General features: G+C 65.5%; 22 protein-coding genes and 1 tRNA gene. 11 read left to right on the forward strand and 12 right to left on the reverse strand.

Going from position 1 to position 26,535, the window contains the following annotated elements; genetic code table 11:
• Positions 1–149: 149 nt before the first annotated feature.
• On the forward strand, positions 150–1,466 hold the full coding sequence (locus ACZ60G_RS25495) for an acetyl-CoA C-acetyltransferase (protein ID WP_465812898.1): 1,317 nt from the start codon (positions 150–152) through the stop codon (positions 1,464–1,466).
• Between the two features lie 203 nt (positions 1,467–1,669).
• Here the strand turns inward: ACZ60G_RS25495 and prcB are convergent, their stop codons facing one another.
• From prcB to gnd, 3 genes are read right to left on the reverse strand one after another with little or no spacing between them, the layout of a single operon-like run.
• The gene (gene prcB, locus ACZ60G_RS25500) at positions 1,670–2,470 is read right to left on the reverse strand and encodes a proteasome subunit beta (protein WP_465812900.1); all 801 of its coding nucleotides are present in this window, start codon (positions 2,468–2,470) and stop codon (positions 1,670–1,672) included.
• A 32-nt stretch (positions 2,471–2,502) separates the two neighbouring features.
• On the reverse strand, positions 2,503–2,664 hold the full coding sequence (locus ACZ60G_RS25505) for a hypothetical protein (protein WP_465812902.1): 162 nt from the start codon (positions 2,662–2,664) through the stop codon (positions 2,503–2,505).
• A 38-nt stretch (positions 2,665–2,702) separates the two neighbouring features.
• Positions 2,703–3,734 (reverse strand): phosphogluconate dehydrogenase (NAD(+)-dependent, decarboxylating), encoded by a 1,032-nt coding sequence (gene gnd / locus ACZ60G_RS25510; RefSeq protein ID WP_465812904.1) that lies wholly within the window; start codon positions 3,732–3,734, stop codon positions 2,703–2,705.
• A 708-nt stretch (positions 3,735–4,442) separates the two neighbouring features.
• Between gnd and ACZ60G_RS25515 the strand changes: the two genes are divergently transcribed.
• Positions 4,443–6,080, forward strand: coding sequence for a VanW family protein (locus ACZ60G_RS25515; RefSeq protein WP_465812906.1), 1,638 nt, complete (start codon positions 4,443–4,445; stop codon positions 6,078–6,080).
• A gap of 7 nt (positions 6,081–6,087) precedes the next feature.
• On the opposite strand, the gene ACZ60G_RS25520 is transcribed toward ACZ60G_RS25515, so the two are convergent.
• Entirely contained in the window at positions 6,088–7,191 is a 1,104-nt protein-coding gene (locus ACZ60G_RS25520) for a DUF4185 domain-containing protein (RefSeq protein WP_465812908.1), read from the reverse strand.
• Positions 7,192–7,422: 231 nt separating this feature from the next.
• On the opposite strand from ACZ60G_RS25520, the gene ACZ60G_RS25525 reads away from it, so the two are divergent.
• Positions 7,423–8,547, forward strand: coding sequence for a GGDEF domain-containing protein (locus ACZ60G_RS25525; RefSeq protein ID WP_465812910.1), 1,125 nt, complete (start codon positions 7,423–7,425; stop codon positions 8,545–8,547).
• A gap of 50 nt (positions 8,548–8,597) precedes the next feature.
• On the opposite strand, the gene ACZ60G_RS25530 is transcribed toward ACZ60G_RS25525, so the two are convergent.
• Entirely contained in the window at positions 8,598–10,433 is a 1,836-nt protein-coding gene (locus ACZ60G_RS25530) for an acyl-CoA dehydrogenase (RefSeq protein ID WP_433625440.1), read from the reverse strand.
• Positions 10,434–10,745: 312 nt separating this feature from the next.
• Here ACZ60G_RS25530 and ACZ60G_RS25535 point away from each other — a divergent pair, with 312 nt between their 5' ends.
• Positions 10,746–11,342, forward strand: a complete 597-nt coding sequence (locus ACZ60G_RS25535) for an alpha/beta hydrolase family protein (protein ID WP_465812911.1) — start codon at positions 10,746–10,748, stop codon at positions 11,340–11,342.
• Positions 11,343–11,513: 171 nt separating this feature from the next.
• Here the strand turns inward: ACZ60G_RS25535 and ACZ60G_RS25540 are convergent, their stop codons facing one another.
• The 4 genes from ACZ60G_RS25540 to ACZ60G_RS25555 form a co-directional block, all read right to left on the reverse strand.
• Positions 11,514–12,215, reverse strand: coding sequence for a class I SAM-dependent methyltransferase (locus tag ACZ60G_RS25540; RefSeq protein ID WP_465812913.1), 702 nt, complete (start codon positions 12,213–12,215; stop codon positions 11,514–11,516).
• Between the two features lie 482 nt (positions 12,216–12,697).
• Positions 12,698–13,942, reverse strand: coding sequence for an erythromycin esterase family protein (locus ACZ60G_RS25545; protein WP_465812915.1), 1,245 nt, complete (start codon positions 13,940–13,942; stop codon positions 12,698–12,700).
• Between the two features lie 118 nt (positions 13,943–14,060).
• Positions 14,061–15,170 carry a DUF4185 domain-containing protein gene (locus ACZ60G_RS25550; protein ID WP_465812917.1) on the reverse strand — a complete coding sequence of 370 codons (1,110 nt, stop codon included), beginning with the start codon at positions 15,168–15,170 and terminating at the stop codon, positions 14,061–14,063.
• A gap of 177 nt (positions 15,171–15,347) precedes the next feature.
• The gene (locus ACZ60G_RS25555; protein WP_465812918.1) at positions 15,348–16,097 is read right to left on the reverse strand and encodes a crotonase/enoyl-CoA hydratase family protein; all 750 of its coding nucleotides are present in this window, start codon (positions 16,095–16,097) and stop codon (positions 15,348–15,350) included.
• 110 nt (positions 16,098–16,207) lie between these two features.
• Here ACZ60G_RS25555 and ACZ60G_RS25560 point away from each other — a divergent pair, with 110 nt between their 5' ends.
• Genes ACZ60G_RS25560 through ACZ60G_RS25570 form a run of 3 tightly spaced genes read left to right on the forward strand, consistent with a single transcriptional unit; the run spans position 16,208 to position 19,153 of the window.
• A complete protein-coding gene (locus ACZ60G_RS25560; protein WP_465812920.1) occupies positions 16,208–17,740 on the forward strand; it encodes an acetyl-CoA acetyltransferase in 1,533 nt (510 codons plus the stop codon).
• Entirely contained in the window at positions 17,737–18,501 is a 765-nt protein-coding gene (locus tag ACZ60G_RS25565) for a crotonase/enoyl-CoA hydratase family protein (RefSeq protein WP_465812922.1), read from the forward strand. Before ACZ60G_RS25560 ends, ACZ60G_RS25565 begins: the two co-directional genes overlap by 4 nt.
• Positions 18,502–18,505: 4 nt before the next feature.
• Positions 18,506–19,153 (forward strand): TetR/AcrR family transcriptional regulator, encoded by a 648-nt coding sequence (locus tag ACZ60G_RS25570; protein ID WP_465812924.1) that lies wholly within the window; start codon positions 18,506–18,508, stop codon positions 19,151–19,153.
• On the opposite strand, the gene ACZ60G_RS25575 is transcribed toward ACZ60G_RS25570, so the two are convergent.
• Positions 19,137–19,925, reverse strand: coding sequence for an alpha/beta fold hydrolase (locus tag ACZ60G_RS25575; RefSeq protein ID WP_465812926.1), 789 nt, complete (start codon positions 19,923–19,925; stop codon positions 19,137–19,139). The genes ACZ60G_RS25570 and ACZ60G_RS25575 overlap by 17 nt on opposite strands.
• Before the next feature lie 105 nt (positions 19,926–20,030).
• Between ACZ60G_RS25575 and ACZ60G_RS25580 the strand changes: the two genes are divergently transcribed.
• The 3 genes from ACZ60G_RS25580 (at position 20,031) to ACZ60G_RS25590 (ending at position 20,983) form a co-directional block, all read left to right on the forward strand.
• Complete coding sequence (locus ACZ60G_RS25580; RefSeq protein ID WP_063046440.1) at positions 20,031–20,255, forward strand: hypothetical protein; 225 nt, start codon at positions 20,031–20,033, stop codon at positions 20,253–20,255.
• Positions 20,242–20,538 (forward strand): hypothetical protein, encoded by a 297-nt coding sequence (locus ACZ60G_RS25585; RefSeq protein WP_063046441.1) that lies wholly within the window; start codon positions 20,242–20,244, stop codon positions 20,536–20,538. Before ACZ60G_RS25580 ends, ACZ60G_RS25585 begins: the two co-directional genes overlap by 14 nt.
• A 115-nt stretch (positions 20,539–20,653) precedes the next feature.
• Positions 20,654–20,983, forward strand: coding sequence for a hypothetical protein (locus ACZ60G_RS25590; protein WP_465812929.1), 330 nt, complete (start codon positions 20,654–20,656; stop codon positions 20,981–20,983).
• A 62-nt stretch (positions 20,984–21,045) separates the two neighbouring features.
• Here the strand turns inward: ACZ60G_RS25590 and ACZ60G_RS25595 are convergent, their stop codons facing one another.
• Together ACZ60G_RS25595 and ACZ60G_RS25600 are read right to left on the reverse strand one after the other, a co-directional pair.
• Positions 21,046–22,545, reverse strand: coding sequence for an alpha/beta hydrolase (locus ACZ60G_RS25595; RefSeq protein WP_465812931.1), 1,500 nt, complete (start codon positions 22,543–22,545; stop codon positions 21,046–21,048).
• A gap of 109 nt (positions 22,546–22,654) precedes the next feature.
• Positions 22,655–22,725 (reverse strand) — tRNA-Gly (locus ACZ60G_RS25600).
• A 631-nt stretch (positions 22,726–23,356) separates the two neighbouring features.
• Between ACZ60G_RS25600 and ACZ60G_RS25605 the strand changes: the two genes are divergently transcribed.
• A partial coding sequence (locus ACZ60G_RS25605) for a non-ribosomal peptide synthetase (protein ID WP_465812933.1) occupies positions 23,357–26,535 on the forward strand: 3,179 nt, incomplete at its 3' end.

Consider the following 26,535-nt stretch of genomic DNA (forward strand, 5'->3'; position numbering starts at 1 on the left):
ATTTACGCAGACTTGCGGGGTACGGTGTCGACAACAAACTTACTCCAGAGTAAGTTTAAAGTAAACCAACCGCGACGGGGCGCCGATCTGCGCGGACACGTCCGTGTCGAACGGCCCACCGGGCACCCGACGAGACCTTGGAGACTCGAGTGACAACCAAAGCCCGTTCAGCGAAGAGCACGGCAAAGAAGGGCCCACGCCCGGTTGCGATCGTGGGCGGCAACCGGATTCCGTTCGCCCGCTCCGATAAGGCCTATGCCCACGCCTCCAACCAGGACATGTTCACCGCCGCGCTGGACGGTCTGGTGAGCCGGTTCGGCCTGCAGGGCGAACGCCTCGGCATGGTCGTCGGCGGCGCGGTGCTCAAGCGGGTCGGCGAGCACGGCATGGTCCGCGAGAGTGTGCTCGGCAGCAAGCTCAGCCCCTACACCCCGGCCCACGACCTCCAATTGGCCTGCGGCACCGGCCTGCAGGCGATCGTCACCGTCGGTGACGCGATCGCCGCCGGTCGCATCGATGCCGGTGTCGGTGGCGGCACCGACACCACCTCCGATGCCCCGATCGGGGTCAGTGAGTCCATGCGCGAGTGGATGCTCGACGCCAACCGCGCCAAGAGCAATAAGGACCGCCTCAAGCTGGTCGGGCAGCTGCGCCCCGCCATGCTCGGCATCGAGATCCCGCGCAATGCCGAACCGCGCACCGGTCTGTCCATGGGTGAGCACGCCGCCATCACCGCCAAGGAATTCGGTATCGCGCGCGAGGCCCAGGACGAACTGGCCTACCTGTCGCACAAGAATATGGCCGCCGCCTACGACCGCGGCTTCTTCGACGATCTGATCACCCCGTTCCTCGGCCTGGCCCGCGACGACAACCTGCGTCCGGGTTCGACCGTCGAGAAGTTGGCCACCCTGAAGCCGGTGTTCGGCAACAAACTGGGCGATGCCACCATGACCGCCGGTAACTCCACCCCGCTCACCGACGGCGCCTCCGCGGTGCTGCTGTCCAGCGACGAATGGGCCACCGAGCGCAACCTGCCGGTGCTGGCGCATCTGGTCGACTCCGAGGTCGCCGCGGTCGATTACATCCACGGCCCCGACGGCCTGCTGATGGCGCCGACCTACGCGGTGCCGCGCCTGCTGGCCCGAAATGGCCTGACCCTGCAGGACTTCGACTACTACGAGATCCACGAGGCCTTCGCCTCGGTGGTGCTGGCCACGCTGCAGGCGTGGGAGTCGGATCAGTACTGCAAGGAACGCCTCGGCCTGGACGGCGCGCTCGGTTCGATCGATCGCAGCAAGCTGAACGTCAACGGTTCCTCGCTCGCCGCGGGTCACCCGTTCGCCGCGACCGGCGGGCGCATCGTCGCATCCACCGCGAAGATGCTGGCGGAGAGGGGATCCGGCCGCGCGCTGATCTCCATCTGTGCCGCGGGCGGACAGGGCGTCGTCGCGATCCTGGAGCGCTGAGCTCCCCCGCCTCCCCGGATATTCAGGCGCCGGGCTCGAGTGCCACGAGATTGGCGTCGGCGTCTGACGGGGAGGCGGTGGCTGGATCAGCCCGTACCCCGTGAGTTACTTATGTGCTGACGAGATCAGCGGTTGCCTTCGAGAAGGCTGACTTCTGGTTGGAAAGTGGTGGTATTCGGTCGATTTCTCGACCGAATACCATTTCAGTCGCGTGCCGCCGCGGTGCGGTCCTCGAGGAGGTCGCGCGAGATTTCCGCGACCCGCTCCTCCGGAACCCGCACGGCGCCTTCGGCATTGATGACGACCACGGTCGGATAGATGCCACGGGTGAGATCCGGGCCGCCGGTGGCGGTGTCGTCCTCGGCGGCGTCGAAGAGCGATTCGACGGTGATCCGCAGCGCCCGATCCTCATCGATGCCGCGGCTGTAGGTCTTCTTCAGTGAGGACTTCGCGAACAGCGAACCGGAACCGACCGCAGTATAGCCGAAGCGCTCCTCACTGCGACCGCCGACGACATCGTAGGAGAAGATCCGCCCGACCTTCTCCGGGTCGGTGGCGCTCAGGTCGTAGCCGATCAGCACCGGGACCACCGCCATATCCTGTAGTGCGGCAGGCAAATTGTCGCGCACCATCTTCGACAGCTTGTTCGCCTTGCCCTCGAAGGTCAGCCCGACACCCTCGATCTTCTCGTAGTGTTCGAGTTCGACCGCGAACAACCGGATCATCTCGATGGCCATGCCAACGGTGCCCGCGAAACCCGCCGCCGAGTAGGTGTCGGTGATGTACACCTTCTCCATATCCCGGCTGGCCAGCAGATTGCCCATGGTGCCGCGCCGGTCGCCGGCGAGCAGCACACCGCCGCGGTAGGCGACGGCCACGATCGTGGTGCCGTGCGGTGCGATGTCCTGCCCGTGCGCCGTGGGATTGCCGAAATCGCTGCCGGGCAGTAGTTCCGGGGCGTATCGGCGCAGGTTCTCGGAGAAGGAAGACGTCGCGAACTCCATAACTCCACCGTAACGACTTCCCGCCCGCGGCGTCAGTGCACCGAACTTCCGGGAGCGGAACGTCCGGTGCGCCACAGCCATTCGCTCATCTCGATCTTGATTGCCGCCTTGGGGAGTACCGGCAGCGCGAGAAAATTCGAGTAGGCGAACGAGTCGGCGTCAGTGCAATATTGCGCGGCGTCGGCCGTGGACACCCTTGTCCGACAAATTCTGTCTGAGACGGTGGATGCTCCTACTTCGGGGGCAGCTCGATGTGACCGCCGAAGGCCTTGCGCATGGCCGAGAGCATCTTGTCCGCGTACAGTGCCTCGCCACGTGAGGAGAATCGTGCGAACAACGCCGCCGCGAGCACCGGTGCGGGGACGCCGGTATCGATCGCGGCGTCGAGAGTCCAGCGGCCCTCCCCGGAGTCCGATACCCGGCCATCGAAGGATTCCAGGGTCGGATCGGCGTAGAGCTCGCTCGCGGTGAGGTCCAGCAACCACGAGGCGACCACCGAACCGCGCCGCCACACCTCGGTCACCTCGGGCACGTCGATGTCGTATCGGTACCACTCGGGATGTTCGAGCGGGGTCTCCTCGGCGGAGGCCACGGCATCGTGGGTCGCGCCGATACCCGCCTTGTGCAGGATGTTCAGCCCCTCTGCGTAGGCGGCCATCGCGCCGTATTCGATGCCGTTGTGCACCATCTTCACGAAATGGCCGGCTCCGGCCGGTCCGCAGTGCAGATAGCCGTGTTCGGCGGGTGACGGCTCGCCCGTGCGGCCCGGCGTCCGTTCGGCCGCCTCGACCCCCGGAGCGATGGACTTCAGCAGCGGATCCAGATGCGCCACCGGCCCGGCCTCGCCGCCGATCATCAGACAGAAGCCCCGGTCCAGTCCGAAGACGCCGCCCGAGGTGCCGATGTCCACATAGTGGATGCCCTTGGGTTTCAGCGCCGCGGCGCGTGCGATGTCGTCGTGGTAGCGGCTGTTGCCGCCATCGATGATGATGTCGCCGGGCTCGAGCAGCTCGGCGACCTGATCGATCACCTGACCGGTCACCGCGGCCGGGATCATCACCCAGACCACCCGGGGGGTCTCCAGCCGGGATACGAAGTCCTTCAGATCGGTGGACCCCTGGAAACCATCGCTGCCCAGCTCCGCGACGAGTGTGTCGATCATCTTGGGTGTGCGTTCGTAGCCGACGGCGGTATGCCCGTCCTTGACTATTCGGCGCACGATATTGCCGCCCATCCGGCCCAGGCCGATCATTCCCAGCTGCATTCCAGCCATCTCCCTCGTCGCGTGTGGAGCCCTGGTGGTAGGAAGTTCAGCTCGATTGTCCCGCGGATGTGTAACGCGCGGTGCGGCGGACCAGATAAACGGATTGGCTCCGCGTAGTTGCCAGACCCCCGACCCGGCAACTACGCGGGGCCCTTCCATGTGTGGCGTGGTCCGTTGCACGGGATTTGCTGATGGACCGCGCTGTGCTGACGATGTCGGTGCAGACCACTATCGTTGGCGGGGCTCGCACCGTGCGAGTTCCTTACAATCGAGCGGGGAGGACGGTTCGTGACGAGCGAATCGAGTACCGGCCGGAACGGTCGACACGAAGGCGGCCAGGTCGGACTACGACAGCTCCTCGACTCGGCTCGATCCTCGGCACCGCAGCAGCCACCGCCGCCACGCACGGTTTCGCAGCAGGCACCGGGCGCGGATGAGACGCCGCAGCCGCCCAGGCCTCGATCGGCGCAGCAGCAACCGAGGTCGTCCGAGACGGCGGCGCAGCCTCAGCCGGTCGCTCAGCAGCCGACTCCGTCGGGACATCAGCCACCGGAGTGGGCTGGGGATTCCATGCCGACCGCGCCGCTGCGGGCAAGTCGGCGACCCAAAGCAACCGCGCCTACCGGCGGGCAGCGGGGTCGCGCACCCGAACAGCCGTCCAGACCGAGCGGGCTGAGATCGCCCATCGCGAAACGCATCGGCATCGGCGTGGGAGCACTGATAGCGGTTTGCGGTCTGGCTTACGTTGCGGACCTTGTACTTTCGTCCGGTCACGTACCGCGCGGCGTCGTCGTGGCCGGTATCGATATCGGCGGAGAGGACACCGCGGCCGCCGAGGCCCGGTTGCGCACCGCGGTGGATCCGCGCGTCGACCAGGAACTGCCGCTGCAGATCGGCGACGTGCAGACCAGGCTCACCCCCAAAACCGCTGGCCTGGGGGCGGATTGGGAGGCCACCCTGGCCCGCGTCGGCGGCCAGCCGCTCAATCCGATCACCAGACTGACGTCGCTGTTCGTCACGCACACGGTGCCGGTCGCGAGCACCGTCGACGACAAAGCGCTCGATGCTCAGCTCACCGCCCTGCGCGTGCACGACCGCGCGACGGTCGAGGGCACCATCGCCTTCGACGGCGCGCGCCCGGTCGCCGTGCCGCCGGTACCCGGTCGCATCCTCGATGTTCCGGCCGCGCGCACCGCGCTCATCGAAAACTGGTACCTCGGTGCGCTGCTGGATCTTCCGGAGACGGCCGCACCAGTTGCCGTGCGCGCGGAAATGGTCGAACAGGCTCTGCACACCATTGCCGAACCGGCGGTGAGTGCGCCGATTGTGTTCGCGGGCAAGAACAATGCGGCGGGCAAGCTGGAGCCGGAGCAGATCGCATCCATACTGTCCTTCGTCCCCGATGGTCAGGGCGGTCTCGCCGCGTCCTTCAAACAGGATGTCGCACTCGGGCTGCTGGGTCCGCAACTCGCGCCTTCTGAGGTCGAGGCCAAGGATGCGACGTTCGCGGTGACCGGGTCGGCCGCGACGGTGGTTCCGGCCGTGGTCGGCGACAAGATCAATTGGGCGAAGACGTTCGAGCAGTTGCCGAATCTTGTCGTCGCCCCGCAGGAGCGCACCGCGCAGGCCGTCTACGAGAAGGTGGATCCCAAGCTCACCACCGAGGCCGCCAACGCACTCGGCGTCACCGAGGTGATGGGCCAATTCACCACGAGCGGCTTCAGCGGGCCGTCCGGCGTGAATATCCGCGTGGTCGCCAAGAAGGTCAACGGCGCCATCGTCAAGCCGGGAGAAACGTTCTCACTCAACGATTTCACCGGTCCTCGCGGCACCGCCGAAGGGTACGTCGAATCCGGCATCATCGACCACGGTCGCCCGAGCACCGCGGTCGGCGGCGGCATCAGCCAATTCGCGACCACCCTTTACAACGCCGCCTATTTCGCGGGCATGGAAGATGCCGGTCACACCGAGCACAGCTACTACATTTCCCGCTATCCGGCCGCGCGCGAGGCCACCGTCTTCGACGGCGCCATCGACCTCAAGTTCCGCAATAACAGCCAATCCGGTGTCTACATCGAAACATTGACCACCGACTCCGAGGTCACCGTCCGCCTCTGGGGCACCAAGACCGTCAATGTCGAATCCACCACCGGCGAGAAGACCAAGCCCACCGAGCCCACCGAGATCAAACTCCCCAAGGGCAAGGACTGCATCGCCACCGAAGGTGCGCCGGGCTTCACCATCTCCGATACGCGAGTCATCACCGACCGCAAAACCGGTCGCGAAATCTCGCGCAGCACGCGGACGGTGAAGTACGACCCGGTACCTATCGTGAAGTGCGAGTAGCCAACTCCTACAGCGGGGTTCGCATCAGCAGCACGTTGTACTGGTTCCATACCGACAGCAAGAAGTACAGGTCACTGCCGGTCTGATACGGGAAGATCATCGGCGCGTAGGCGCTCGGCAGCGCGGGGCCGTCGACGAGCACCTCCGGCTCGCTCCATGGTCCCTCCGGCGCCGATGCGGTGCGCAATACCACCGCATTCCGGGAGTCGGTGGTGAGCATGATGAATTTGCCGAGATGCTCATTCCACATGACCGACAGTTCGCTGACATCCCCGACGATCGGTGTGGCGTCCTTGGCCTCGGGCTTCCACTCCTTGCCGTCCCAGTACTCGTAGCGATCGAGATCAGCGATATCGGATTCCATTGCCCGCGAGATGAATCCGGGATTCAGCCGACCAGCCGGGGTGCCGTAGCGGTAGATGTAACCGGCGTCCTTCAGGAAGGCGTTCTGTTGGAAGTTCTGATGGCCGTCCACATTCGCGCGCCGGGTCGTGGTCAGCGGGGTCCAGGTCTGTCCGCCGTCACCAGAGGCGGCGAGGGTGGAGAAGTTGGTCGACCACTTGCCGTGCTCACCCCATTCGCGCACCGACATCAGGCTCATGTACTGCACACCGCCGACCGAAATGCCCGCTGTCGGAATGAGACTGATCTCGATGCCCGGAATCTTCGGGCTCGGCAGCGGATTGGTCACGGCACCGTCGAAGGAAATCCCCTGCGACGGATCCTTGGTCGAGCTGTGGAAAAGTACCTGGCTGCTCCAGGCGAAGACGCTGCCTACCAGCAGGTTCGGGAAGCCCAGGCCCGCGCTGTCACCGAAGGCGGTGATCATCCGGCCGTTGCCGTCGTCCCACATGACGCCGAGGTCGGTGCCGAGCACATTGACGGTCTGGGTGCGATTGGGGCTGTCCATACCGGTCATCTGGAAGACCGCCTGGGTCAGTCCGGGTAAGCGTGGCAGGCCGCGTGGCTGTCCGTTGATGCCGGGAATGGGGTTTATGCCGGGAATGGGAAGCAGGAAATTCGAATCCGCGGCGGCCGGTCCGGCCAGCGCGACCGATATTGCGGCGGCGAGTACACCGGCTCTGCTGAGTGCGGACAGCGATCGGTTCATCCGGACGATCCCTTCTTACGCGCGGTCTGCCCGGTCATTGTGCCCCGTTTCGTGATCTCTGTCCGGCTCCTCATGGTGGAGACCGACATGTGATCATCGCTACACTGAAGATCACCAGGAGACGGGGGCTTCGACAGGGGCTGGCCTGTCACCGCTGCTTAATGGTCGCTCGAAATGGCAAAGCTGTTCGGTACATCCAGCAGGATTTCGTGAACGCTAGGCGGTGGCTCCATGGGTGACAGTCGCGCGATACTTCGCAGTTGGTGGCGCGATCCGGCGCACTATCGCTGGTTCGTGCGGACACTCGAATCCCATTCCGGGCTGCGCCTGATCAAGGCGATCATCGGCGCGGGCGGTGCGATCATGCTCGTGATCAACATCCTGATCTGGATGTCGCCTGCCGGTCCGAACGGCACGGTGAACCGCACTATCTTCGCGGCGGCCGGTGTGACGGCAGTGGTGTGGACGGTTCGCTGGTGGCTGTTCCCGTGGCCGCGCGCCATCACTTCGCTGGCACTGTTGACCTGGGCGGATGTCGCGATCACGGCATCGTGCCTGGTGGACAGCGATCGGGTGTACGGCGCATTGAGCGCGATGCTGCTCGTGGTCACCGGCGCCTACATCACGTTCTTCCACAGCCCGAAGGCGCTCGCCGCGCACGCCGGATGGTCGCTGCTCACGGTGGGTGCGCTGGCCGTATTGCTGGTGACCGATGCGCAGAGCAATGATCTCGCGCTGGCCGGTGCGATGGTCTTGATCATGGTCGCGGCCATCGTCGTGGTGCTGCCCGCCTTGCAGTTCTGCTATTGGGTGCTGCGCATCGATGTGCTCTCGGATCCGCTGACCATGCTGCTGAATCGCCGCGGACTCGACTATTACGTGCACCGTTCGCGATACCAGTGCCAACTGTGCGTGATCACCCTCGACCTCGACCACTTCAAGGCGGTCAACGACACCTTCGGCCACACCATCGGTGACGAGGTGCTGGTCTCGACGGCCGCGCGGTTGCGCGCCGCGGCCGCTCCCGATGCCGTGGTCGCCCGCACCGGCGGGGAGGAGTTCGCGGTGGTCGATCAGTTGGATCGCGCGGCCGCGCTGAGTCTGGGCGAGCGATTGCGCTTGGCCGTGGCGGAGACGCCCGGCATATCCGTCACTGTCACGGCCAGTGTCGGTGTCGCGGTGTGCGACGGCGGCACGGACGCGGGACGGCCGCGATTGTTGCTGCGGTGTGCCGACAACGCGATGTATCAGGCGAAACGGCTGGGCGGCAATACCGTTGTGCTGGCGGAAGATTCGGAGCAATCGACGCTCGAACTCGCCGAACCCGCCCGAGAGATGGTGCACCGCACCAAATAACAACAGCGGCCCCGGAGACTCCGGGGCCGCTGTGTGCGAAATCTATTGGATCAGAACGCCGCTTCGTCCAGCTCCATGATGTCGTTGTCGAGGTTCGACAGGATGGCGCGGGTCGCGGTCAGCTCCGGCAGCACATTGCGTGCGAAGAACTGCGCAACGCCGACCTTGCCCTGGTAGAAAGCCTCGTCGGCACCGGTAGCGCCATTGTCGAGCGCCTTGATGGCGATGTCGGCCTGACGCAGCAGCTGCCAGCCGATGAGCAGGTCACCGACCGAGAGCAGGAAGCGCACCGAACCCAGACCGACCTTGTACAGCTCGGACGGCTGCTCCTGGGCGCCCATCAGATGCCCGGTCAGGGTGGCGGCCATGGCCTGCACATCCTCGAGCGCGGTGGCGAGCAGCTTGCGCTCGGCCTTCAGCCGGCCGTTGCCCGCCTCGGACTCGATGAACTTCTGCACCTGGCCGGCCACGTGGGCCAGCGCGACGCCGCGGTCACGGGCGATCTTGCGGAAGAAGAAGTCCTGCGCCTGGATGGCGGTGGTGCCCTCGTAGAGCGAGTCGATCTTCGCGTCGCGGATGTACTGCTCGATCGGGTAGTCCTGCAGGAAGCCGGAGCCACCGAAGGTCTGCAGCGATTCGGTCAGGTACTGGTAGGCCCGCTCGGAGCCGACACCCTTGACGATCGGCAGCAGCAGATCGTTGACGCGGAAGGCAACATCCTTATCGGCGCCGGAAACCAGTTCGGCGATGTCCGCATCCTGGTGCGCGGCGGTGTAGAGGTAGATGGCGCGCAGACCCTCGGCGTAGGCCTTCTGCAGGGCCAGGCTGCGGCGCACGTCCGGGTGGTGGGTGATGGTGACGCGCGGGGCGGCCTTGTCGGTCATCTGGGTCAGGTCCGCACCCTGGACGCGCTGCTTGGCGTAGTCCAGCGCGTTCAGGTAACCGGTCGACAGGGTCGCGATGGCCTTGGTGCCGACCATCATGCGTGCGTTCTCGATGACGTCGAACATCTGCGCGATGCCGTTGTGCACCTCGCCGACCAGCCAGCCCTTGGCGGGCACGCCGTGGCCGCCGAAGGTGACCTCACAGGTGGCCGAGACCTTGATGCCCATCTTGTGCTCGACATTGGTGACGAAGACACCGTTGCGGTCGCCCATGGTCTGGGTCTCGAAGTCGAAGTGCCACTTCGGTACGTAGAACAGCGACAGGCCCTTGGTGCCCGGACCAGCGCCCTCGGGGCGGGCCAGCACCAGGTGCATGATGTTCTCGAACAGGTCGTCGGAGTCACCCGAGGTGATGAAGCGCTTGACGCCCTCGATGTGCCAGGAGCCGTCCTCCTGCTTGATCGCCTTGGTGCGGCCCGCGCCGACATCCGAACCGGCATCCGGCTCGGTCAGCACCATGGTGGCGCCCCAGTTGCGATCGGCGATGATCTGCGCCCACTTCTTCTGCTCATCGGTGCCGTTGTTGTAGAACACCTGCGCGAAACCCGCACCGGCGGCGTACATCTGAGCCGGCGGGTTGGCGCCGAGGATCATTTCGCCGAGCGCCCAGGAGACGGCGCTCGGGGCGCCGAGGCCACCCAGCTCCTCGCGGACGGCGACCTTGGCCCAACCGGCGTCTTCCAGCGCGCGGTAGGACTTCTTGAACGATTCGGGGAGAGTGACCGTGTGGGTCTCGGGATCGAAGGTCGGCGGGTTGCGGTCACCGTCGACGAACGAATCGGCCAGCGGACCCTCGGCCAGGCGACGCACCTCGTTGAGCATCTCCTTGACGGTCTCGGTGTCGAGATCGCCGTAGGCGTCGCTGTCGAGGATGGCGCCGAGGCCGAGTACCTCGAAGAGGTTGAACTCCAGGTCGCGGACGTTGCTCTTGTAGTGGCCCATGTCTGTTACTCACTCTCCGTTGAGTTGGTGCGGTCGGTTGGTTGCCGTTCCCGCCCGTTGTCCGTCCACCGGGTAGCCGTGCCGGTTTCTCCGCATGCTACTCGCGGGTAACTTATGTGCCATATTACCGGTCGGTAATGGGGTCGCAAAGGCTCGAGCGGGCAATGTGACGCGAAAAACACTGGAAGTCGTTGCCGATCGTCTACGGCTCGCGTAGTAGACGCTCGAGCCGGGTTTGCCGACGCATGTCTGGCGGCCGATGCGCCGCGGGTGGCTGGGCGTCTTCGGATAGCTGGGGACTACCGTGGAAATGTGCGAATCGAGACGAGCGCCGGGCCCGCGGAGATCGAGCTCGACAAGCCGCGCAAGGCGGCGTTCCTACTGCTGCTCACGCACGGATCCGGCGGCGGTGTCGACGCGAAAGACCTGCTCGCCGTGCGCGACTGCGCCTACGAACTGGGCGGCGCGGTGGCGCGGGTGGTGCAGCCGTACCGGATCGCCGGACGACGCGCCCCCGGTTCCGCGGTGAAGCAGGACGAGGCGTGGCTCGAGATCGTGACCGACCTGCGCAAGCGAGTGAAGAAGGTTCCCCTGATCCAAGGTGGGCGCAGCAATGGGGCTCGGGTGGCCTGCCGCACCGCCATCGCCGCCGAAGCGCGAGGCGTGCTCGCGCTGTCCTTCCCGCTGCATCCGCCGGGTAAGCCGGAGCAGACGCGTCGCGAGGAACTGCTGGCTCCGGGCGATATCGAAGTCGTCGTGATCAACGGCGCGAACGACCCATTCGGGATTCCCGACCCCGCCGATGCCGCCGAGGTGCGCGTAATCCCTGGTCAGCCGCATTCGTTCCGGTCGGGATTCGACATCATTGCCGACACGGTCGTTCCCTGGTTGCAGCGCTGGTCCCAGTAGCGCAGGTTCTGGGCGGGCGTCCGCGCGTGTGCGGCCGGGTGCAACGGGCCGCCGACAGCTCCGGCTCGCCCGCTGAGCGCAGTCGAAATGCGGCACGACACGCCGGGCAGCGCCGCCATATGGCTGCGCTCGACGGATCTCGATTACCTCAGAAGCTAGCTGGACGCGGCACTAGCTGGGCGATGCGGGTTCGATGGCGGGTGGGTCTGCCGGGGGTTTGGTGGCGATGACCAGGGCGTCGATGGCGTCGCGTTCCTCGGTGGGGCGGTAGACGCGGTCGGCGAGGCGGACTCGGATGCGTTCGGGGTCGGTGCCGAGGTCGGCGATGATGTCGTCGGGGGTGAACAGGACCGAGGGGTCCTGCGGGCCGCCGAAGCCGTCGGTGAGATTGGTGCTGTCGTGGCCGAGGATCAGCAGGGTGCCCTCGGGGGCGAGTAGATCGGCGAGGCGGCCGACCAGCGGGCGGCGGTGTTCGGCGGGCAAGTGCAGGAAGACCATCAGTACGAGTTCGTACGGACCGGTGATGCCCGCGGCATCCAGATCGGTGACATCGGCGCATTGCCAGCTGATCCGGTTGCGCACCGAGCGGGACAGTCGGGTCGCGGTGGTGCGGCCCTTATCTATGCCCACCTGTGAATAGTCGACGGCGTGCACCTGCCAGCCGTGCGTGGCCAACCACAGCGCGTTGCGCCCTTCACCGCAGGCGAGATCGAGGGCACGCGGCAGGCCGGGCGGATCGCCGTCGGGAGTGTCCGGCACCAGCGGCGCGATCCGCTCCAGCCCGTAGACATGCTCCACCACAGTGCTGTTCGGCGGTGCGCCCCAAACCAGTTCACTCTGCGCATACCGCGTGTCCCAATCGGTCGCGTCCATATGCGCGAGTGTATTTGCCCCGCGCACATCGCGACCGCTGCATACCTTGTGATGGCGGGGTGCCTTGTGATGGCGGGGTGCCTTGCGATGGCGGGGTGCCTTGCGATGGCGGGGTGCCTTGCGATGGCGGGGTACTTCGCGACGGCTGGGTACTTCGCGACGGCTGTGTGCCTCGCGACGGCTGGGTACTTCGCGACGGCTGGGTACTTCGCGACGGCTGTGTGCCTCGCGACGGCTGTGTGCCTCGCGACGGCTGTGTGCCTCGCGACTGCGGGGTGCCTCGCGACTGCGGGGTGCCTCGCGACGGCTGTGTGCCCCGCGACGGCTGTGTGCCCCGCGACCGCTGTACATCCCGCGCCCGCCGAACACCGTGGAACCGCTGTGCACTGTGGGACCGCTGCGCGCCGCGTAACCGCCGCACACCCGCGATCACGAACCCTGTCTGTGCGCCGGAGGATCATCGCGGGAGGGCGGCGCGAGCTCTAAGTCGCTTGGGGCAACCAGTGCACCGGCGAGGTCTCGCGGATGTGGACGAGCACGTCGAAAGCATCCAGGAGAGATCGGACGCTCGTGTGGGCGGTGGCATCCTTGGCCGGATCGTAGATACCGCTGATCGTGCGCAGCTTCGCTGGTCCGTGCAGCCACTGCTGCACCGATTGCGGTGCGTCGCTGTGCAAGTCGACGTAGAAGGCGGGCACAGCTACCTCGCCCAGCGCCGCATCGACCAGGTCCGACCGCGGTTCCGGTGCCACCGCCATGCCGAGATTCCCGTGATGGAAGCCGATGGCGACCGAGATATACCGCGCACCGAAATGTTCGCGCAAATAGCTGCCGGTACCGCGGAATTCGGCGGTTTCCGCCGGACCATCGCCGAGGGTGAGGGCCGCGGTGTGGGCGATGCCGTCCCAATACACGATCTTCGCGCCGCTATCGCGCTGCCATTCGATTACTCGGTCCGCGGCAGGTCGCTCGTCGCGCGCGAAACCGCCCTGCCCGGCAACGCTCTTCTCGTGGAATTCGACGATGAGCCGCAGATGCGGCAGTGCGTTTTCGAATTCCGATGTCACCGGAAGCGTTTCGAATAGTGCCAAGGCATCGCGTGCGTCGTCGATGAACGGGCGGCCGGGGTGAATTCCCTGATGGCGCTGCACATGTTCGTCTATTTGATGCGCGGTGCGGATCGGAGCGAGGTGGGATTCTATGGCGGCCAACCGATCCGGTGCCTGCTGCCGCACATAATCCAGCACCACGTCGTAATCCGACGGTTCCGCACGCGGCGGTTCGACGCCGAAAATCCGCACGGGATCGTTCGGGTGCGCCCTGTTGAATTCGCGAATCCACACCAGCGCCGCCGCCATTTCGCCGGTACGGGTCGGCCGCCATGCACCCGCGAGCACCGATTCGGGATCACCCGCGCCGTTCCCCGCATAGGCATCGAGCCGCTCGCCGGAACGCGCACTGTCCTGCACGGCGAGCGCGCGGAAACCGTATTCCTCGACGAGCACCCGGAATACCCGCTCCCGCAGTCCGAAGGTCTGTCGAGAGAATCGGGTCGACTCACCGAGCCCGACCACGGTTGCAGATCCCAGCCGCTCGGTCAATGCCGCGATATCCGATCCGATGCTATTCGAATGCGTATCGAAAATCGGCCGCGCATGCGAACGCAGCCATTCACGCAAATCCGAAGTGCCGGTAACTGATTCACTGGATGTGAGGGTGGTGCCCATGGTCTCTCCCGAAGCTCGACTACTCGACGCGACCCAGCTTCATACCTGAAGTGCAATTGAGGTCAAGTCGGAACACGAGCAGCGGCGCACGGCCACGGCCATGTGCCGTTGCGGAGGGCTAGAGGGTGGTATGCATCAGTAAAACGTTGTACTGACTGTGAACCGTGGTGACGAAGTACAGGTCGCGTCCGGTTTGGTAGGGGAAGATCGACGGAGCGTATGCGGACGGCAGTTCGCGGGTGTCGATCAGGACCTCGGGATCGCTCCACGGACCCGCGGGCGAGGCGGCTCGTCGCATGACCACCGAGTTGAACGGATCGGTGGTGAGTGTGATGAACTGGCCTAGGTACTCGTTGTACATCACCGACATCTCGCCGACGCTCGACATGATCGGCGCCGCGGCATCGACATCGCCCTTCTTGCTCCAGTGCTCGCCGTCCCAGTACTCGTACTCGCCCAGATTCTTGATATCGCCTTCGCGGACCCGCCCGACGTACGCCGCCCGGTTGCGCCCGGACTGGGTGCCGTACTCGTAGACGTACCCGCCGTTCTTGACGAATGCGTTCATCTGGAAATTGGCGTTACCGCCCTCATTCGGGCGTCTGGTCTCCGGTAGCTCGGCCCAGGTCTCGCCGTTATCGCCGGATACGGCGAGTCCGGAGAAATTCGTGGTCCACCGGCCGATATCGTCCCAGGTCTGCACCGACATCAGGCTCATGTACTGAACTCCGCCGACCGAAATACCCGCGGTGGGGATCCGGCTGATCTCGATGAATGGAATCTTCGGGCTCGGAATCAGATCGCGCGCCTGGCCGAAGATATCGCGCACGACACTGTCGAAGTAGATGCCATTGGACGGATCGTGGGTGTGACTGCGCACCAGAATATTGCTGCGCCACGCCCAGGTGCTGCCCGCGAGCAGATTCGGCAGGCCGAGTCCGGCGGTATCGCCGAATGCGGTCAGCATCTCCCCGTCGCCGTTGTCCCACATGATGCCCAGATCGGTGCCGAGCACGTTATAGGCCTGGGTGTTATTCGGGCTGGCCATGCCGGTCACCTGGAATATCGCCCTGCTTCGGCCGACCAGATTGGGGAGTCCGCTGGTGCCGTTCAGCACCGGGATCGGATTGATCGCATTGGGGTTTGCCGAGGCTGGGGTAGTCGCAACGAGGAGCAAGGCCGAAGCTCCTGCCAGTGCCGATAGCAAGGCGGACGCGGTCTTGTTCAAGTCTCAGGGCCCTCCGGTTCTGGCCGAAGTGGCACGATACGCGGCCCCCACCTCGTGTGTCGTGTCACATTCGGCTGGCTGGCAAATCGTTCAAGATGCTAACAGCGAAACCGGTGAAATTGGTGGCTTGCGTGATTCGTCAGGACAGTTGTAAGCGTCGTGCTACCTGAATTGTGATCAGCGACGACGAGAAATGGCTTGCCGCAGAATCAATGGCAGCTGGGTGGCTCGCTCGATGGCGAACGCGCGGCGAGCCGAGGCGTGCCAGGAGCGATCGAACAGTTGTTTTGCCCCTGCGACGGCGTGCGGGGAGCGGATGGCGATTCGATCGGCGAGCTTTTCCGCCGCCGCGACCGGGTCCGCGGTCACCTCGGTGACCAGGCCGATCCGCTCGGCGTAGGCGGCGTCCACGATATCGGCGGTCATGGTGAGCAGCAGTGCCTTGTCGACACCGATCAGGCGGGACAGCGTCGCCGCGCCGGTCATATCCGGGACCAGACCGTACTTGGCCTCCATCACCGAGAATTCCGCGTCGGCGCTGGCGAAGCGGACGTCGGCAGCCAGCGCGATCTGCAACCCGCCGCCGTAGCAGTGGCCGTGTACCGCGGCGATCACCGGCACCGAGAGCCGACGCCAAGCCCAGCAGGCTTCCTGGAAGGTATTGGTGCCCCGCCAGGGCAGCGGGATGAAGCCGCGGATGACGGCCAGCGGATCGCGGCTCGTCCCCGCGATATCGAGGCCACTGCTGAAACTCGGACCGTTGCCGGAAAGGATGACCGCACGGACTTCCTTGTGGTCTGCGACGGTATGCGCGGTCGTGACGAGATCGCGCAGCATCTCGATGGTCAGGCCATTGTGCTTATCCGGCCGGTCCAGCGTGACGTAGGCGCGGTCGTCGACGAACCGCAGCGCGATATTCGAGGCCATTCCCGAATCTTACCCGCGAGTCAGTTAGCGGGCATTGCTTGCGCGCATGCGCGTTTGTTCTAATCGAACGCAAGTTACCGTCAACATTGACGGTAAAGAGTGGAGGAACCATGCTGCCACCCGGATTGGACCCGCGCACGCCGGTACTCGTCGGCGTCGGACAGGTCGTGCACCGCAGCGGCGAGCCCGGACTGCCCGGACCGGTCGAACTCGCCGCCGAATCGCTGCGCCGCGCGGGCGCCGACAGCGGCACCGGGGATCGGCTATTGCGCTCGGCCGATCTGATCGCGGCGGCGGCCCCGGTCAGCAGGCCGTATCCGGATCTCGGCGCGTTGGTCGCGGCGGAACTGGGCGCCGCACCGAAGCGCGCACTGCAATCCGCGCGATTCGGCGGTGACGCGCCACAGCGCTTGGTCAATACCGTCGCGAAGGCCATCGCAGACGGACGGTGCGAGGTCGCGCTGATTACCGGGGCCGAATCGGTCGCATCCTGGAATGCGGCCACTCGCACCGGCGCCGCACTCGACTGGCCCGAGCAGGGCGAGGAGGTTCGGCCGACCGAGCTGATCGGCACCGAACGCGGACCCAATACCGAGATGGAGACCGCGGCGGGACTGTGGGGGCCGATCTATTTCTATGCGCTGATGGAGACCGCGCTGCGCGGACGGCTCGGCCTGAGCGAGGCCGCGCATCGCGAACGCATCGGGGGACTGTGGTCGCGGCTCTCGGCGGTGGCCGCCCGGAATCCGTATGCGTGGCAGCCCGCCGAACAGTCGATCGAGGATCTGGTGACGCCGTCGCGCGCGAATCGCATGGTGTCCTCGCCGTATCCGAAGTTGCTCGTCGCGAACCTGTCCGTGGATCAGGGCGCGGGGCTGATCCTGTGCAGTGCGGCGGCAGCCGATGCTGCGGGTGTGCCGAGGGACCGCTGGGTGTTTCCGCATGGTGGGGCGAGCGCCACCGACGAGTGGTACGTCTGCGAACGTGCGGATATGTCGAGTTCACCGGCCATTGCCGCGGCCGGGCGGGCCGCATTGTCGGGTGCGGGTATCGGCATCGACGATGTCGCGCATATCGATCTGTACTCGTGCTTCCCGGTCGCGGTGCAGGTCGCGGCCGAGGCGCTGGGGCTGCCGATCGACGATCCGGCGCGGCCGCTATCGGTCACCGGCGGACTCACCTTCGCGGGCGGCCCCGGCAACAACTACGCGACCCATTCGATCGCGACGCTGGCCGGTCGGCTGCGCGATGATCCATCGGCTTACGGCCTCGCGAGCGCACTCGGCTGGTACATCACCAAGCACGCCATCGGCGTCTACTCTGCTCGCCCGCCCGCGCGGCTCTTCCATGCGGACGAACCGGAAGTGCCTGTGGCACGGCGCGATACGGCGCCCGGCTACACCGGACCGGCCACCGTCGAGGCCTACACCGTCGCCTGTCGCAAGGGCCCCGCGCCCGAACACGCCGATGAACCCGAGGCCGTGGTGATCTCCGCATTGACTCCGGCCGGTGCCCGCATACTGGTTCGGGCATCCGATTCGGAAACCGTCGCGGCGTTCACCGACGGCGACCCGATCGGCGCGGAGGCCGATGTGATCGCCGCCGACAAGCTCACCTTGCTCACCGAGAGGACTGTCCGATGAATGATCTTGTGCTGGTCGAAAAGCGCAATGCGATAACGCTATTGACCGTCAATCGTCCGGAAGCCCGCAACGCCGTCAATTTGGCCACCGCGCAGGCCATCGAGGCGGCCGTCGACGAGTTCGAGGCCGACGAGGCCGCACGCGTGCTCGTGCTCACCGGTGCGGGCGGAACCTTCAGTGCCGGAATGGATCTCGTCGCGGCATCGAAGGGGGAGATGCCGATAACCCCGAAGCGCGGCCCGCTGGGCATTGCCGCGAAACCGCCTGTCAAGCCGATGATTTCGGCCGTAGAAGGTTTCGCGCTGGCCGGTGGTTTCGAACTCGCGCTCTCCGGTGATCTCATTGTCGCCGCGAACAATGCCCAGTTCGGTATTCCGGAGGTCAAGCGCGGTCTGGTCGCCGCGGGCGGCGGCGTACTGCGGCTGACCCAGCGGCTGCCGCGCCCCATGGCCGCGGAGCTGGCGCTCACCGGCGGCCGCATCGATGCCGAACGGCTCTACCAGCTCGGACTGGTCAACCGGCTCACCGAACCCGGCGCGGCACTCGACGGCGCTTTGGCCCTGGCGGCTGAAATCGTCGCGGCCGCACCGCTTTCGGTGGCCGCGAGTAAGCGGATCATCGACGAATCGCCGGATTGGTCCGTCGCGGAGGGGTTCGCCAAGCAGGGCGAAATCGCGCTGCCCGCGCTGTTCTCCAAGGATGCCGCCGAGGGTGCGCTGGCCTTCGCGCAGAAGCGCGAACCCCAGTGGCAGGGACGCTGATCCGATGCCCGAACGCGTCCGGGAGACGCAGGCGCAGCGGCGCTCGCGCATGCGCACGCGGCTCCTGGACGCCGCGGTGGAGGGTCTGGTCGAGGTCGGCTACGCGGGTACCACCACGCTCGAGGTGCAGAAACGGGCCGGGGTTCCGCGCGGCACACTGCAACATCACTTCCCGACCAAGGCAGACCTTCTCGCCGGTGCCGTAGAGCATCTGGCCGAGCGTCGATTCGCCCAGCTGACAAGGGAATTCGAGGCGATCCCGGCCGATGCCGATCGCCTCGAAACGGCGGTCGAGCTGACCATGCGCATGTTCACCGGACCGTCGTTCTGGGCGGCGCTGGAGATGTGGGTCGCCGCGCGCACCGATCCGGAACTGCTCGCGGCCTTCCTGCCGCTGGAGTATCGACTGTTCGACCTGATGCACAACAGCATTCGCGACATCTTCCGTCAGGAATTCCCGGACGATCCGCGCGTGCCGACCATTACCGAATTCACCATCGAGATCATGACCGGTCTCGCCATGCGTGTGCTGCTCACCGGCGATCTGGACCGGAACCGAATCCTGCGGCACCGCTGGGGAAATGCGGTCCGGATCCTGCTCGGCGAGGCGGATCCGGCAACGTTGACGCGAGCGGTCAGGGATGTGGGCTGATGGTGTCGAGCAGAACCTGCGCGCAGCCGGCCGGATCGTCGAAGAACGGGGTGTGGCCGCTGCCGTGCAGCGTGACGTGGCGGGCATTGGGCAGCACGGCGCGTGCCTTCCTGCTCTGGGTGGCGTAGGTCAGCAGGATATCCCGGTTGCCCCAGGCGATGGTGACGGGAATGTCGGCCAGCGCACCGATTTCGTGCAATTCCGCATCGGTGAAGGAGGCGAGGGCGGGCTCGAAACCGGGTGCGTCGGCCGCGTCGGCGGCGGTGTCGATGGCCACCTGTGGATCCAGCGCCCACGGCTTGCCGAAGATCAACGTCAGGAATGTGGTGCGGCCCGCGGCGGTGCCGAGCACATCGGGCAGCCACCGGCGCAGCACCCGGGCGAGTTGGCGGGATCTGCCGAGCGACTGTTGGCACCACACGCGGCCGGGGGTGTCCCAGAATCCGATCGGCGAAAAGGCCGTGACCGAGCGGGCCGCACCCCGTGCGCCGAGGTTCAGGCTGATGAGTCCACCCATCGAATTGCCCGCCAGGTGCGGGCGCTCGATGCCCTGATCGCGCAGGAAATCGGCGAGCGCTTCGGTGAGGGTGTCGACGGTGGTGTGCTCGATCGGCGCGGACCCCGCGAAGCCGGGCAGATCGACGGCGATGACGTCGAAGGATTCGGCGAGAGTGCCGATGATGGGCTCCCACACCTGCCAGCGGCTGCCTACGCCGTGCACCAGGACCAGCGGTTCCCCCGCGCCCACCCGGTGGTGGTTCAACGTCGTCATATCTGTGACCGTACAGCGATTCGCAGCCGCCGGACCGAGATTTCCGGCCACGACCGGACCGGATTTCCGCTGGCAGTCGGCCGAAACGGCGGTACGATAAATGGTATGGCAACGCGTAAGGTCACCCTTTCGCTGGACGCGGCGTCCTGGGCCTTCGCCGAACAGGCGGCGGCCCGCGCGGGGATGTCGCCATCGGCGTGGATATCGAAAGCAGCGCGTCGCGAGGCGGTGCGGACCGGTGTCGGTCCGGTACCCGATGTGACGGCCCTGGCCGCGGCGGACGAAGCGGAGCTCGCCGCCGCCGAGGAGGCGATGCGTGCGCAGGGGTGAACTGTGGCTCTATCACCCACACGGTTCGCCGCGGCGCCGTACCGTCGTGCTCATCAGCAGCGATGGCATCAATGAATCACCGAGGCAGTGGCTGATCGCCGCCGAGATCGTCGACGAGGATCCGCAGGACATTCTGGCCGTGCCCGTCGAGCGGCACGGTTGGGTGCATGCCGGGAATATCGGTCGCATCTATCGCGGCTGGCTGGCCGAGCCCATCGATGAGATGGAAGCGGATGCGCTGGATCGGTTGGATACCGCATTGCGCGCGGCCATGGACCTTTAAACCACTTTTCGATTGGGAAGCCGATCGCTCGGCTACCGCTGGGCGTCGTACGGCATTATCGTTGCGGCGCCACGCGGTGGCCATAGATACAGACTGAATCGAGAAGAGGAATCAGGTGCGGACCTTCCTGATCGCCGCAGCGCTCGTCGCGCTGCCGGTACTGGCGGCGTGCGGAAACGACAAGGCCGCGGACCAGCCCGCGGTAACCCAAGCGGACCTCGCCAAGTCGCTCCAGGACAAGGGGCTCAAGGACAAGAACCTGGCCGACTGCGCCGCCAAGCTCTATGTGGACCAAGGCATTTCGCAGGAGGGCCTGCGCAAGATGGTCAGCGGCGAATACGACGCCAAGGCCGCCGACGCCAACAACTTCGGTATGAGCCAGTCCGATGCCGACAAGGCCCGCGAGGCCAACACCAAGATCTTCACCGAATGCCGCTCGAAATAGCGGGTTGATCAGCCTTTACGCGCCCCGGACCCGTTGGGTTCGGGGCGCGTTCGGCCGACTGGTCAGGCGGCCGCGCAGTGCGTCGATGGCGCCGGAATGACCAGGTCGATGAGATAGCGGTCGGCTGCATTCGTCGTGCAGGGCGTGCGGTCGTAGATCCCGTGGCCCCAGCCGTCGTAGGTGAGCAGGGTGGAGTCGGGGATCTGGGCGGCTACCCGAGTTGCCCATTCGTACGGGATGGCCGGGTCGTGGCGGCCATTGATGACGAGAATCGGTGGGGCGCCGTCGATCCTCGGGCGGTGTGGGGGATTCTGCGGAGCGGTCGGCCAGGTCGAGCAGAGAGTGCCTGCGGCCCAGGCGAAATGGGCACGCAGCGTCGGGGTGGCGGCGTTCTGTTCGTGCCATTGCCTGATCCAGTCGTCCTGATCGGCGATATCGAATTTCCAATCGGCACACACGATGGCCTCCGGCGTTGCCGCGGGTCGGCCTGATCGCTGGACTGCGGCGGATTGCACCGGGGTCGCCGGTTGAGCGGCCAATGCCTGTAGGGCGGCGGTCAAACCAGACCAATCGGGGCGGTAAAGCCGTTGTGTCACTTCGATACTCAGATCGATCGGGCCGATTGCCCGGTTCGGATCGGCCGAGTCGTGCAGCGTTCCCTGTGCGGCCCTGTCGAAGAGGTCGCCGTAGATCCGGTGCACATCGGTACCGTGCAGCGCACATGTCCGGTCGCGATCGCACCACGCCGCGAATTCGTCGAAAGCGTCTTGGCCACCGCGTGCTTCGGTGGCGAAGAAGCCGCGGCCGTCGAGGCTGTGATCGTCAACGCTGTCCATCAGCAATGCGCGCAGCCGCTGCGGGAACAGTTCCGCATACGCCTGCGCGAACATGGTCCCGTACGACCGGCTGTAGACGCTGAACCGATCGACTCCGAGCGCAGCCCGCAGAGCTTCCACATCGCGCGCGACGCTGACGGCATCCAGATGGTCGACGAGCGGGCCGGTATGTTCGCGGCAACTCGCTGCGAAATCTCTTGCATAGGAGCGAATTTCATCGAGTCGACCACCGAGGTCGGGCACCATATTCGGCCGGTGCGCGGCAAGTCCGCCGTCGCAGCGCAGTGGGTGACTACGCCGCACCCCTCGCGGATCGAGGCTGATGATGTCGAATCGCGCCCGCAGCTCCGGCGAGAACTTCCCGCCTTTCAGGATGTCGTCCACCCCGGAGGACCCGGGGCCGCCGGGTAGCGCGACCAGCGTCCCCAGCTTCCGCGCCGGATCGTCGGCCTTGTCCCGGATCACGGCGATATCGATCGTCGCACCATCGCGATCGGCCCAATCGATCGGCACAGTGACTGTCGCACAGTCGTATTCGGCATTCTCCTGGCAGGGTTGCCAATTCAGCGTCGGTGTCGGACTCGATGCGGAAGTGCAGGCGACCAGGGCGGCCGGTACCAGCGCGGCCACGATGGCGGCGCTGAACATAGTGCGGCGGAAGACCATGATGCCGATCGTCGCCTCGTCGCCTGCCCACCCACATCCCTCCGTCGAGCTATCCCGCACTGACACTCCGGTACTACGGGGCTGCGGCTGAAACTGCTGGTGGAGAAGGGTTTTGGCGATAGTGGCGCATAAGAAAAGGCTCCCGGCAACTTGCCGGGAGCCTTGTCCGAGCCGATGACGGGAATCGAACCCGCGCTGTCTGCTTGGGAAGCAGAAGTTCTACCATTGAACTACATCGGCAGACCCCGAAGGGTACGTCCGAGACTGTAGCAGAATCGTCCGGCGGCCGGTAAAAGTCCAGGTAGATGTCGCTGACCTGCTTTGATGCGGACAGGCAGTGGCGACCGCGGGTGGCCACCGGATCGTGGTCGGCGCCGGCACCCCGCCGCGATGCGCGGCGCAGCGAACTCGCGGCGTCCGGCATCGATGTGATGGAATATCCCTTCGAAACCGATTCGCCAATTCGGCGAAAAAGCGAAGATCGCAATGCGGCTGTCGTGTGTTAACAATAGAATTGAATTTATATAGATTTGCCATCTTTGTATTGCAATTCGGCAGGTTTATACATCACGTGTATTATCGGCGTTTAGAGTATTTGGTCATGGAATCCGGGGGCGAAGGTCCCTGTGTTGCAACACGTTGCATTCCGCCTGCCGATGTGCCATGCCTCTCGAAGCAGAGTCGGGAGATCCGCAGGTCGCCACTGCGAATCGGGTGAAAATTTCACGGTGCAGATTCCGGAATGTGGGTATACATCGGCGAATGATTCGGCTTAGACTGGCCGTGGTCGGGGTTAGAGGAAAGTTCAATGACCGTTCTGCGACCACAGCTTCACCCCGACCGGGGGTCGAGCGGAGTAACCGAGCCGGACGTGTCAGCAATAGCGCAGATACCGTTGTCCGCTGGGCAGCGTGGGTTGTGGCTGGCGCAGAAATTGAGTCCGGATGTGCCGATATGCGAGGCACAATATATCGAGTTGCGTGGCGATCTCGATGTCGAGCTACTGCGCGAAGTCTCGATACGAGCCGGCCAGGAGTTCCAGTCGGGCTACCTGCGGCTGGTAGAGGTGGACGGCGAGCCGTACCAGTTGTTCGACCCGTTGCTGCATACGACGGGGCGGTTGATCGATGTGCGCGGCGAGCCGGATCCTGTTGCGGCGGGCTTGGAGTGGATGCGTCGGGAGTACACCAGACCGCTCGACATGACACGGGACCGGTTGCTCGGATCGGCGATTGTGCAGGTCGGGGACCATCATTACCTGCTGTACCTCAAAATCCACCACGTCGCGATGGACGGCTACGCCGGAGTGCTGATCGTGAACCGCATCGCCGCGCTGTACACAGCGGCGGTGCAGGGACGGCCACCGGAGCCGAACCAAGCGGCGGACCTACGCACGCTCTTCGAGGCCGACCGCAGCTATCGGGAGTCGAAGCGATTCGCCGACGACAAGGAATACTGGCTGAACAGACTCGCCGATGCGCCGGACGAGTCCAGTCTCGTCGCCGGGCACGCACCTGCCCGCGCGGACAGTACGGTCGCAACCGCCGAAGTTTCGCCGGAGACGGTACAGCGGATCGGTGATTCCGCGAAAGCGCTGAACGCGAGCCCGGCCGCGGTGGTGATCGCCGCATTCGGCTGCTACTTGGCCCGGATGACGGGCCGCGACGAGGTCATGGTCAACATCCCTGTTTCGGGCCGCACCAACGCCGTACTGCGGCGGTCCGGCGGGATGTTCGTCAATGTCGCACCCCTTCCGCTCGCGCTGGGTCCGGGCGATACCGCGGCGACATCGACGCGGCGGGTGCAGTCCGATCTGGTCGGGGCATTGCGGCACCAGCGGTGCGGCCTCACCGATATCCGTGCAGCTGCCGGATACCACGGCGGACAGCGACGTTTCGCGGGCCCGGTAGTGAATGTCATGTTCTTCCACCAGGAGATCCGGTTCGGATCGATGAGCGGGGAGTTCCATATCCTCAGCTCGGGGCCGGTCGACGATTTGCTGATCGACCTGTATCAAACCGGGGACCCGCCGCGCACGATCCTGCACTTCCTCGCCAATCCCAACCTCTATACCGACGCCGAACTGTCGGCACACTGCACCAGATTCGGGGAGTTCCTCGATGTGTTCGCGGCCGATCCGGACGCCGCGCTCGAGCAGATTCACCCCGCCAGCATCCGTGATGGCGCCCTGATCAAGCGTCGCCAAGAGAATCTGGCGTTCTGGCAAGCCGCGCTCGCGGATCTTCCCGAGGATCTTCACCTGCCATTCGATCGGCCGCGGCCGGAGGTGCCGTCGAATCGCACCGCCACCGCACGGTACCCATTGCGTGCCGATCTGGTTCCCGCGTTGGAACGGTACGCGCGGCAGCACAACTGGTCACTGTTCACCGCGATCCATGGCACGCTGGCGGTTCTGCTCGCCCGGCTGAGCGGTACCACCGACATTCCGATCGGCACACCGATCACCGCGCACGGTGGCGGCGCGCTCGACGATGGCGTCGATACTCCGGTGCTACGGACCGAGATCTATCTCGATGAATCGTGCGCCGACCTGCTCGGCCGCGTCGAACAAGCCGATCTGGACGCCTTCGAACATGCCGATATTCCGTTCGAGCAGGTGCTGGATGAACTCGTTCCGCAGCGGTCCCGGCATCCGGTGTGCCAGGTGATGTTGGCGGTGCGGGATGTGGAGCCGGATCCCGAACTGTCGGCGGTCGATCTGCCAGCTGCAGCATCCCGCTTCGACCTGCAGTTTCTCCTGTCGGCCGACCAGGACAGCGGCGCCGCGACGATAGCGGTCACCTACGCCCTCGGCCTGTTCGATGCCGCGACCGTCGATTCTGTTGTCCGTCGGTGGATTCGGATTCTGGAGTCGATTGCCACCGATCCGAGTGTGCCTGTCGGGTCGATCGACGTACTCGAACCCGCTGAGCGAGCTGATCTGCTGACCCGCTCCGGTGTCCCGTCGGCTCCGCCCACCACGTTGCCCGACCTGCTGACGGCGGCAGCCGCGCTCGATCCCGACGCCACCGCGATCGTGTGCGACGGACAACAGTTGAGTTACCGACAGTTGGACGAACGTTCCAACCGGTTGGCGCGACAACTCATCCAACACGGCATCGGACCAGAAGACATCGTCGCGATCGGAATCCCACGCTCCGCGGACTCCGTGCTCGCGGCATGGGCGGTCACCAAAACGGGAGCCGCCTTCCTGCCGATCGACCCGACCCACCCCACCGAACGCATCACCCACATGATGACCGATTCGAAAGCAGCAATCGGTTTGACCGTGACATCTGTCCGCGCACAGTTACCCGACAGCACGGACTGGTTGATATCGGACAACCCCGGCACTTCCGACGACCAGCCGACCACGGACGGTCGGCCCGTCACCGACCACGACCGGGTTCGTCCGTTGCGGATCGACGATATCGCCTACGTCATCTACACCTCCGGATCAACCGGACTACCCAAGGGTGTCGCGGTCACCCACCGCGGACTCGCGAACTGCGCCGCAGAACATCGGGCTGCGATGGGCGTCGAACCCGGCTCCCGGACGTTGCATCTGGCGTCACCGAGCTTCGACGTGTCGGTACTGGAGATGCTGCTGCCTTTGCCCGCCGGCGCGGCCATGGTCATCGCACCCAAGGACGTCTTCGGCGGTGATGAACTTGCCGCGCTGCTCGACCGCGAGCAGGTCAGCCACGTTCTCGTCTCACCTTCGGTGCTGTCCACGATCGACCACACCCGTTGGCCACTACCGGATCTGAAGTATCTGATGGTCGGCGGCGAGGACTACGGCACCGAACTGGTCGAGCGCTGGGGCATCGACCGCGTGGTGCTCAATGAGTATGGTCCAACTGAAACAACCATCGCCGCGACGCTGATCTCGCCGTTGGCAGCCGGACAGCTCGTCACGATCGGTGGTCCGATCCGTGGGGTCTCGGTATGGGTCCTCGACCAGCGGTTGCAACCGGTTCCGGTCGGTGTGGCTGGTGAGTTGTATATCGCGGGGGATCTCCTCGCCCGCGGATATCACCGGCGCGCAGG

The sequence above is a fragment of the Nocardia sp. NPDC102475 genome (assembly GCF_055584605.1).

Excerpts from the sequence above, each read along its gene's own strand:
- prcB (WP_465812900.1), bottom strand. The coding sequence starts at position 2,470 with ATGGAGTTCGCGACGTCTTCCTTCTCCGAGAACCTGCGCCGATACGCC.
- gnd (WP_465812904.1), bottom strand. The coding sequence starts at position 3,734 with ATGCAGCTGGGAATGATCGGCCTGGGCCGGATGGGCGGCAATATCGTG.
- ACZ60G_RS25520 (WP_465812908.1), bottom strand. The coding sequence starts at position 7,191 with ATGAACCGATCGCTGTCCGCACTCAGCAGAGCCGGTGTACTCGCCGCC.
- ACZ60G_RS25525 (WP_465812910.1), top strand. The coding sequence starts at position 7,423 with ATGGGTGACAGTCGCGCGATACTTCGCAGTTGGTGGCGCGATCCGGCG.
- ACZ60G_RS25530 (WP_433625440.1), bottom strand. The coding sequence starts at position 10,433 with ATGGGCCACTACAAGAGCAACGTCCGCGACCTGGAGTTCAACCTCTTC.
- ACZ60G_RS25540 (WP_465812913.1), bottom strand. The coding sequence starts at position 12,215 with ATGGACGCGACCGATTGGGACACGCGGTATGCGCAGAGTGAACTGGTT.
- ACZ60G_RS25545 (WP_465812915.1), bottom strand. The coding sequence starts at position 13,942 with ATGGGCACCACCCTCACATCCAGTGAATCAGTTACCGGCACTTCGGAT.
- ACZ60G_RS25555 (WP_465812918.1), bottom strand. The coding sequence starts at position 16,097 with ATGGCCTCGAATATCGCGCTGCGGTTCGTCGACGACCGCGCCTACGTC.
- ACZ60G_RS25560 (WP_465812920.1), top strand. The coding sequence starts at position 16,208 with ATGCTGCCACCCGGATTGGACCCGCGCACGCCGGTACTCGTCGGCGTC.
- ACZ60G_RS25565 (WP_465812922.1), top strand. The coding sequence starts at position 17,737 with ATGAATGATCTTGTGCTGGTCGAAAAGCGCAATGCGATAACGCTATTG.
- ACZ60G_RS25570 (WP_465812924.1), top strand. The coding sequence starts at position 18,506 with ATGCCCGAACGCGTCCGGGAGACGCAGGCGCAGCGGCGCTCGCGCATG.
- ACZ60G_RS25575 (WP_465812926.1), bottom strand. The coding sequence starts at position 19,925 with ATGACGACGTTGAACCACCACCGGGTGGGCGCGGGGGAACCGCTGGTC.
- ACZ60G_RS25580 (WP_063046440.1), top strand. The coding sequence starts at position 20,031 with ATGGCAACGCGTAAGGTCACCCTTTCGCTGGACGCGGCGTCCTGGGCC.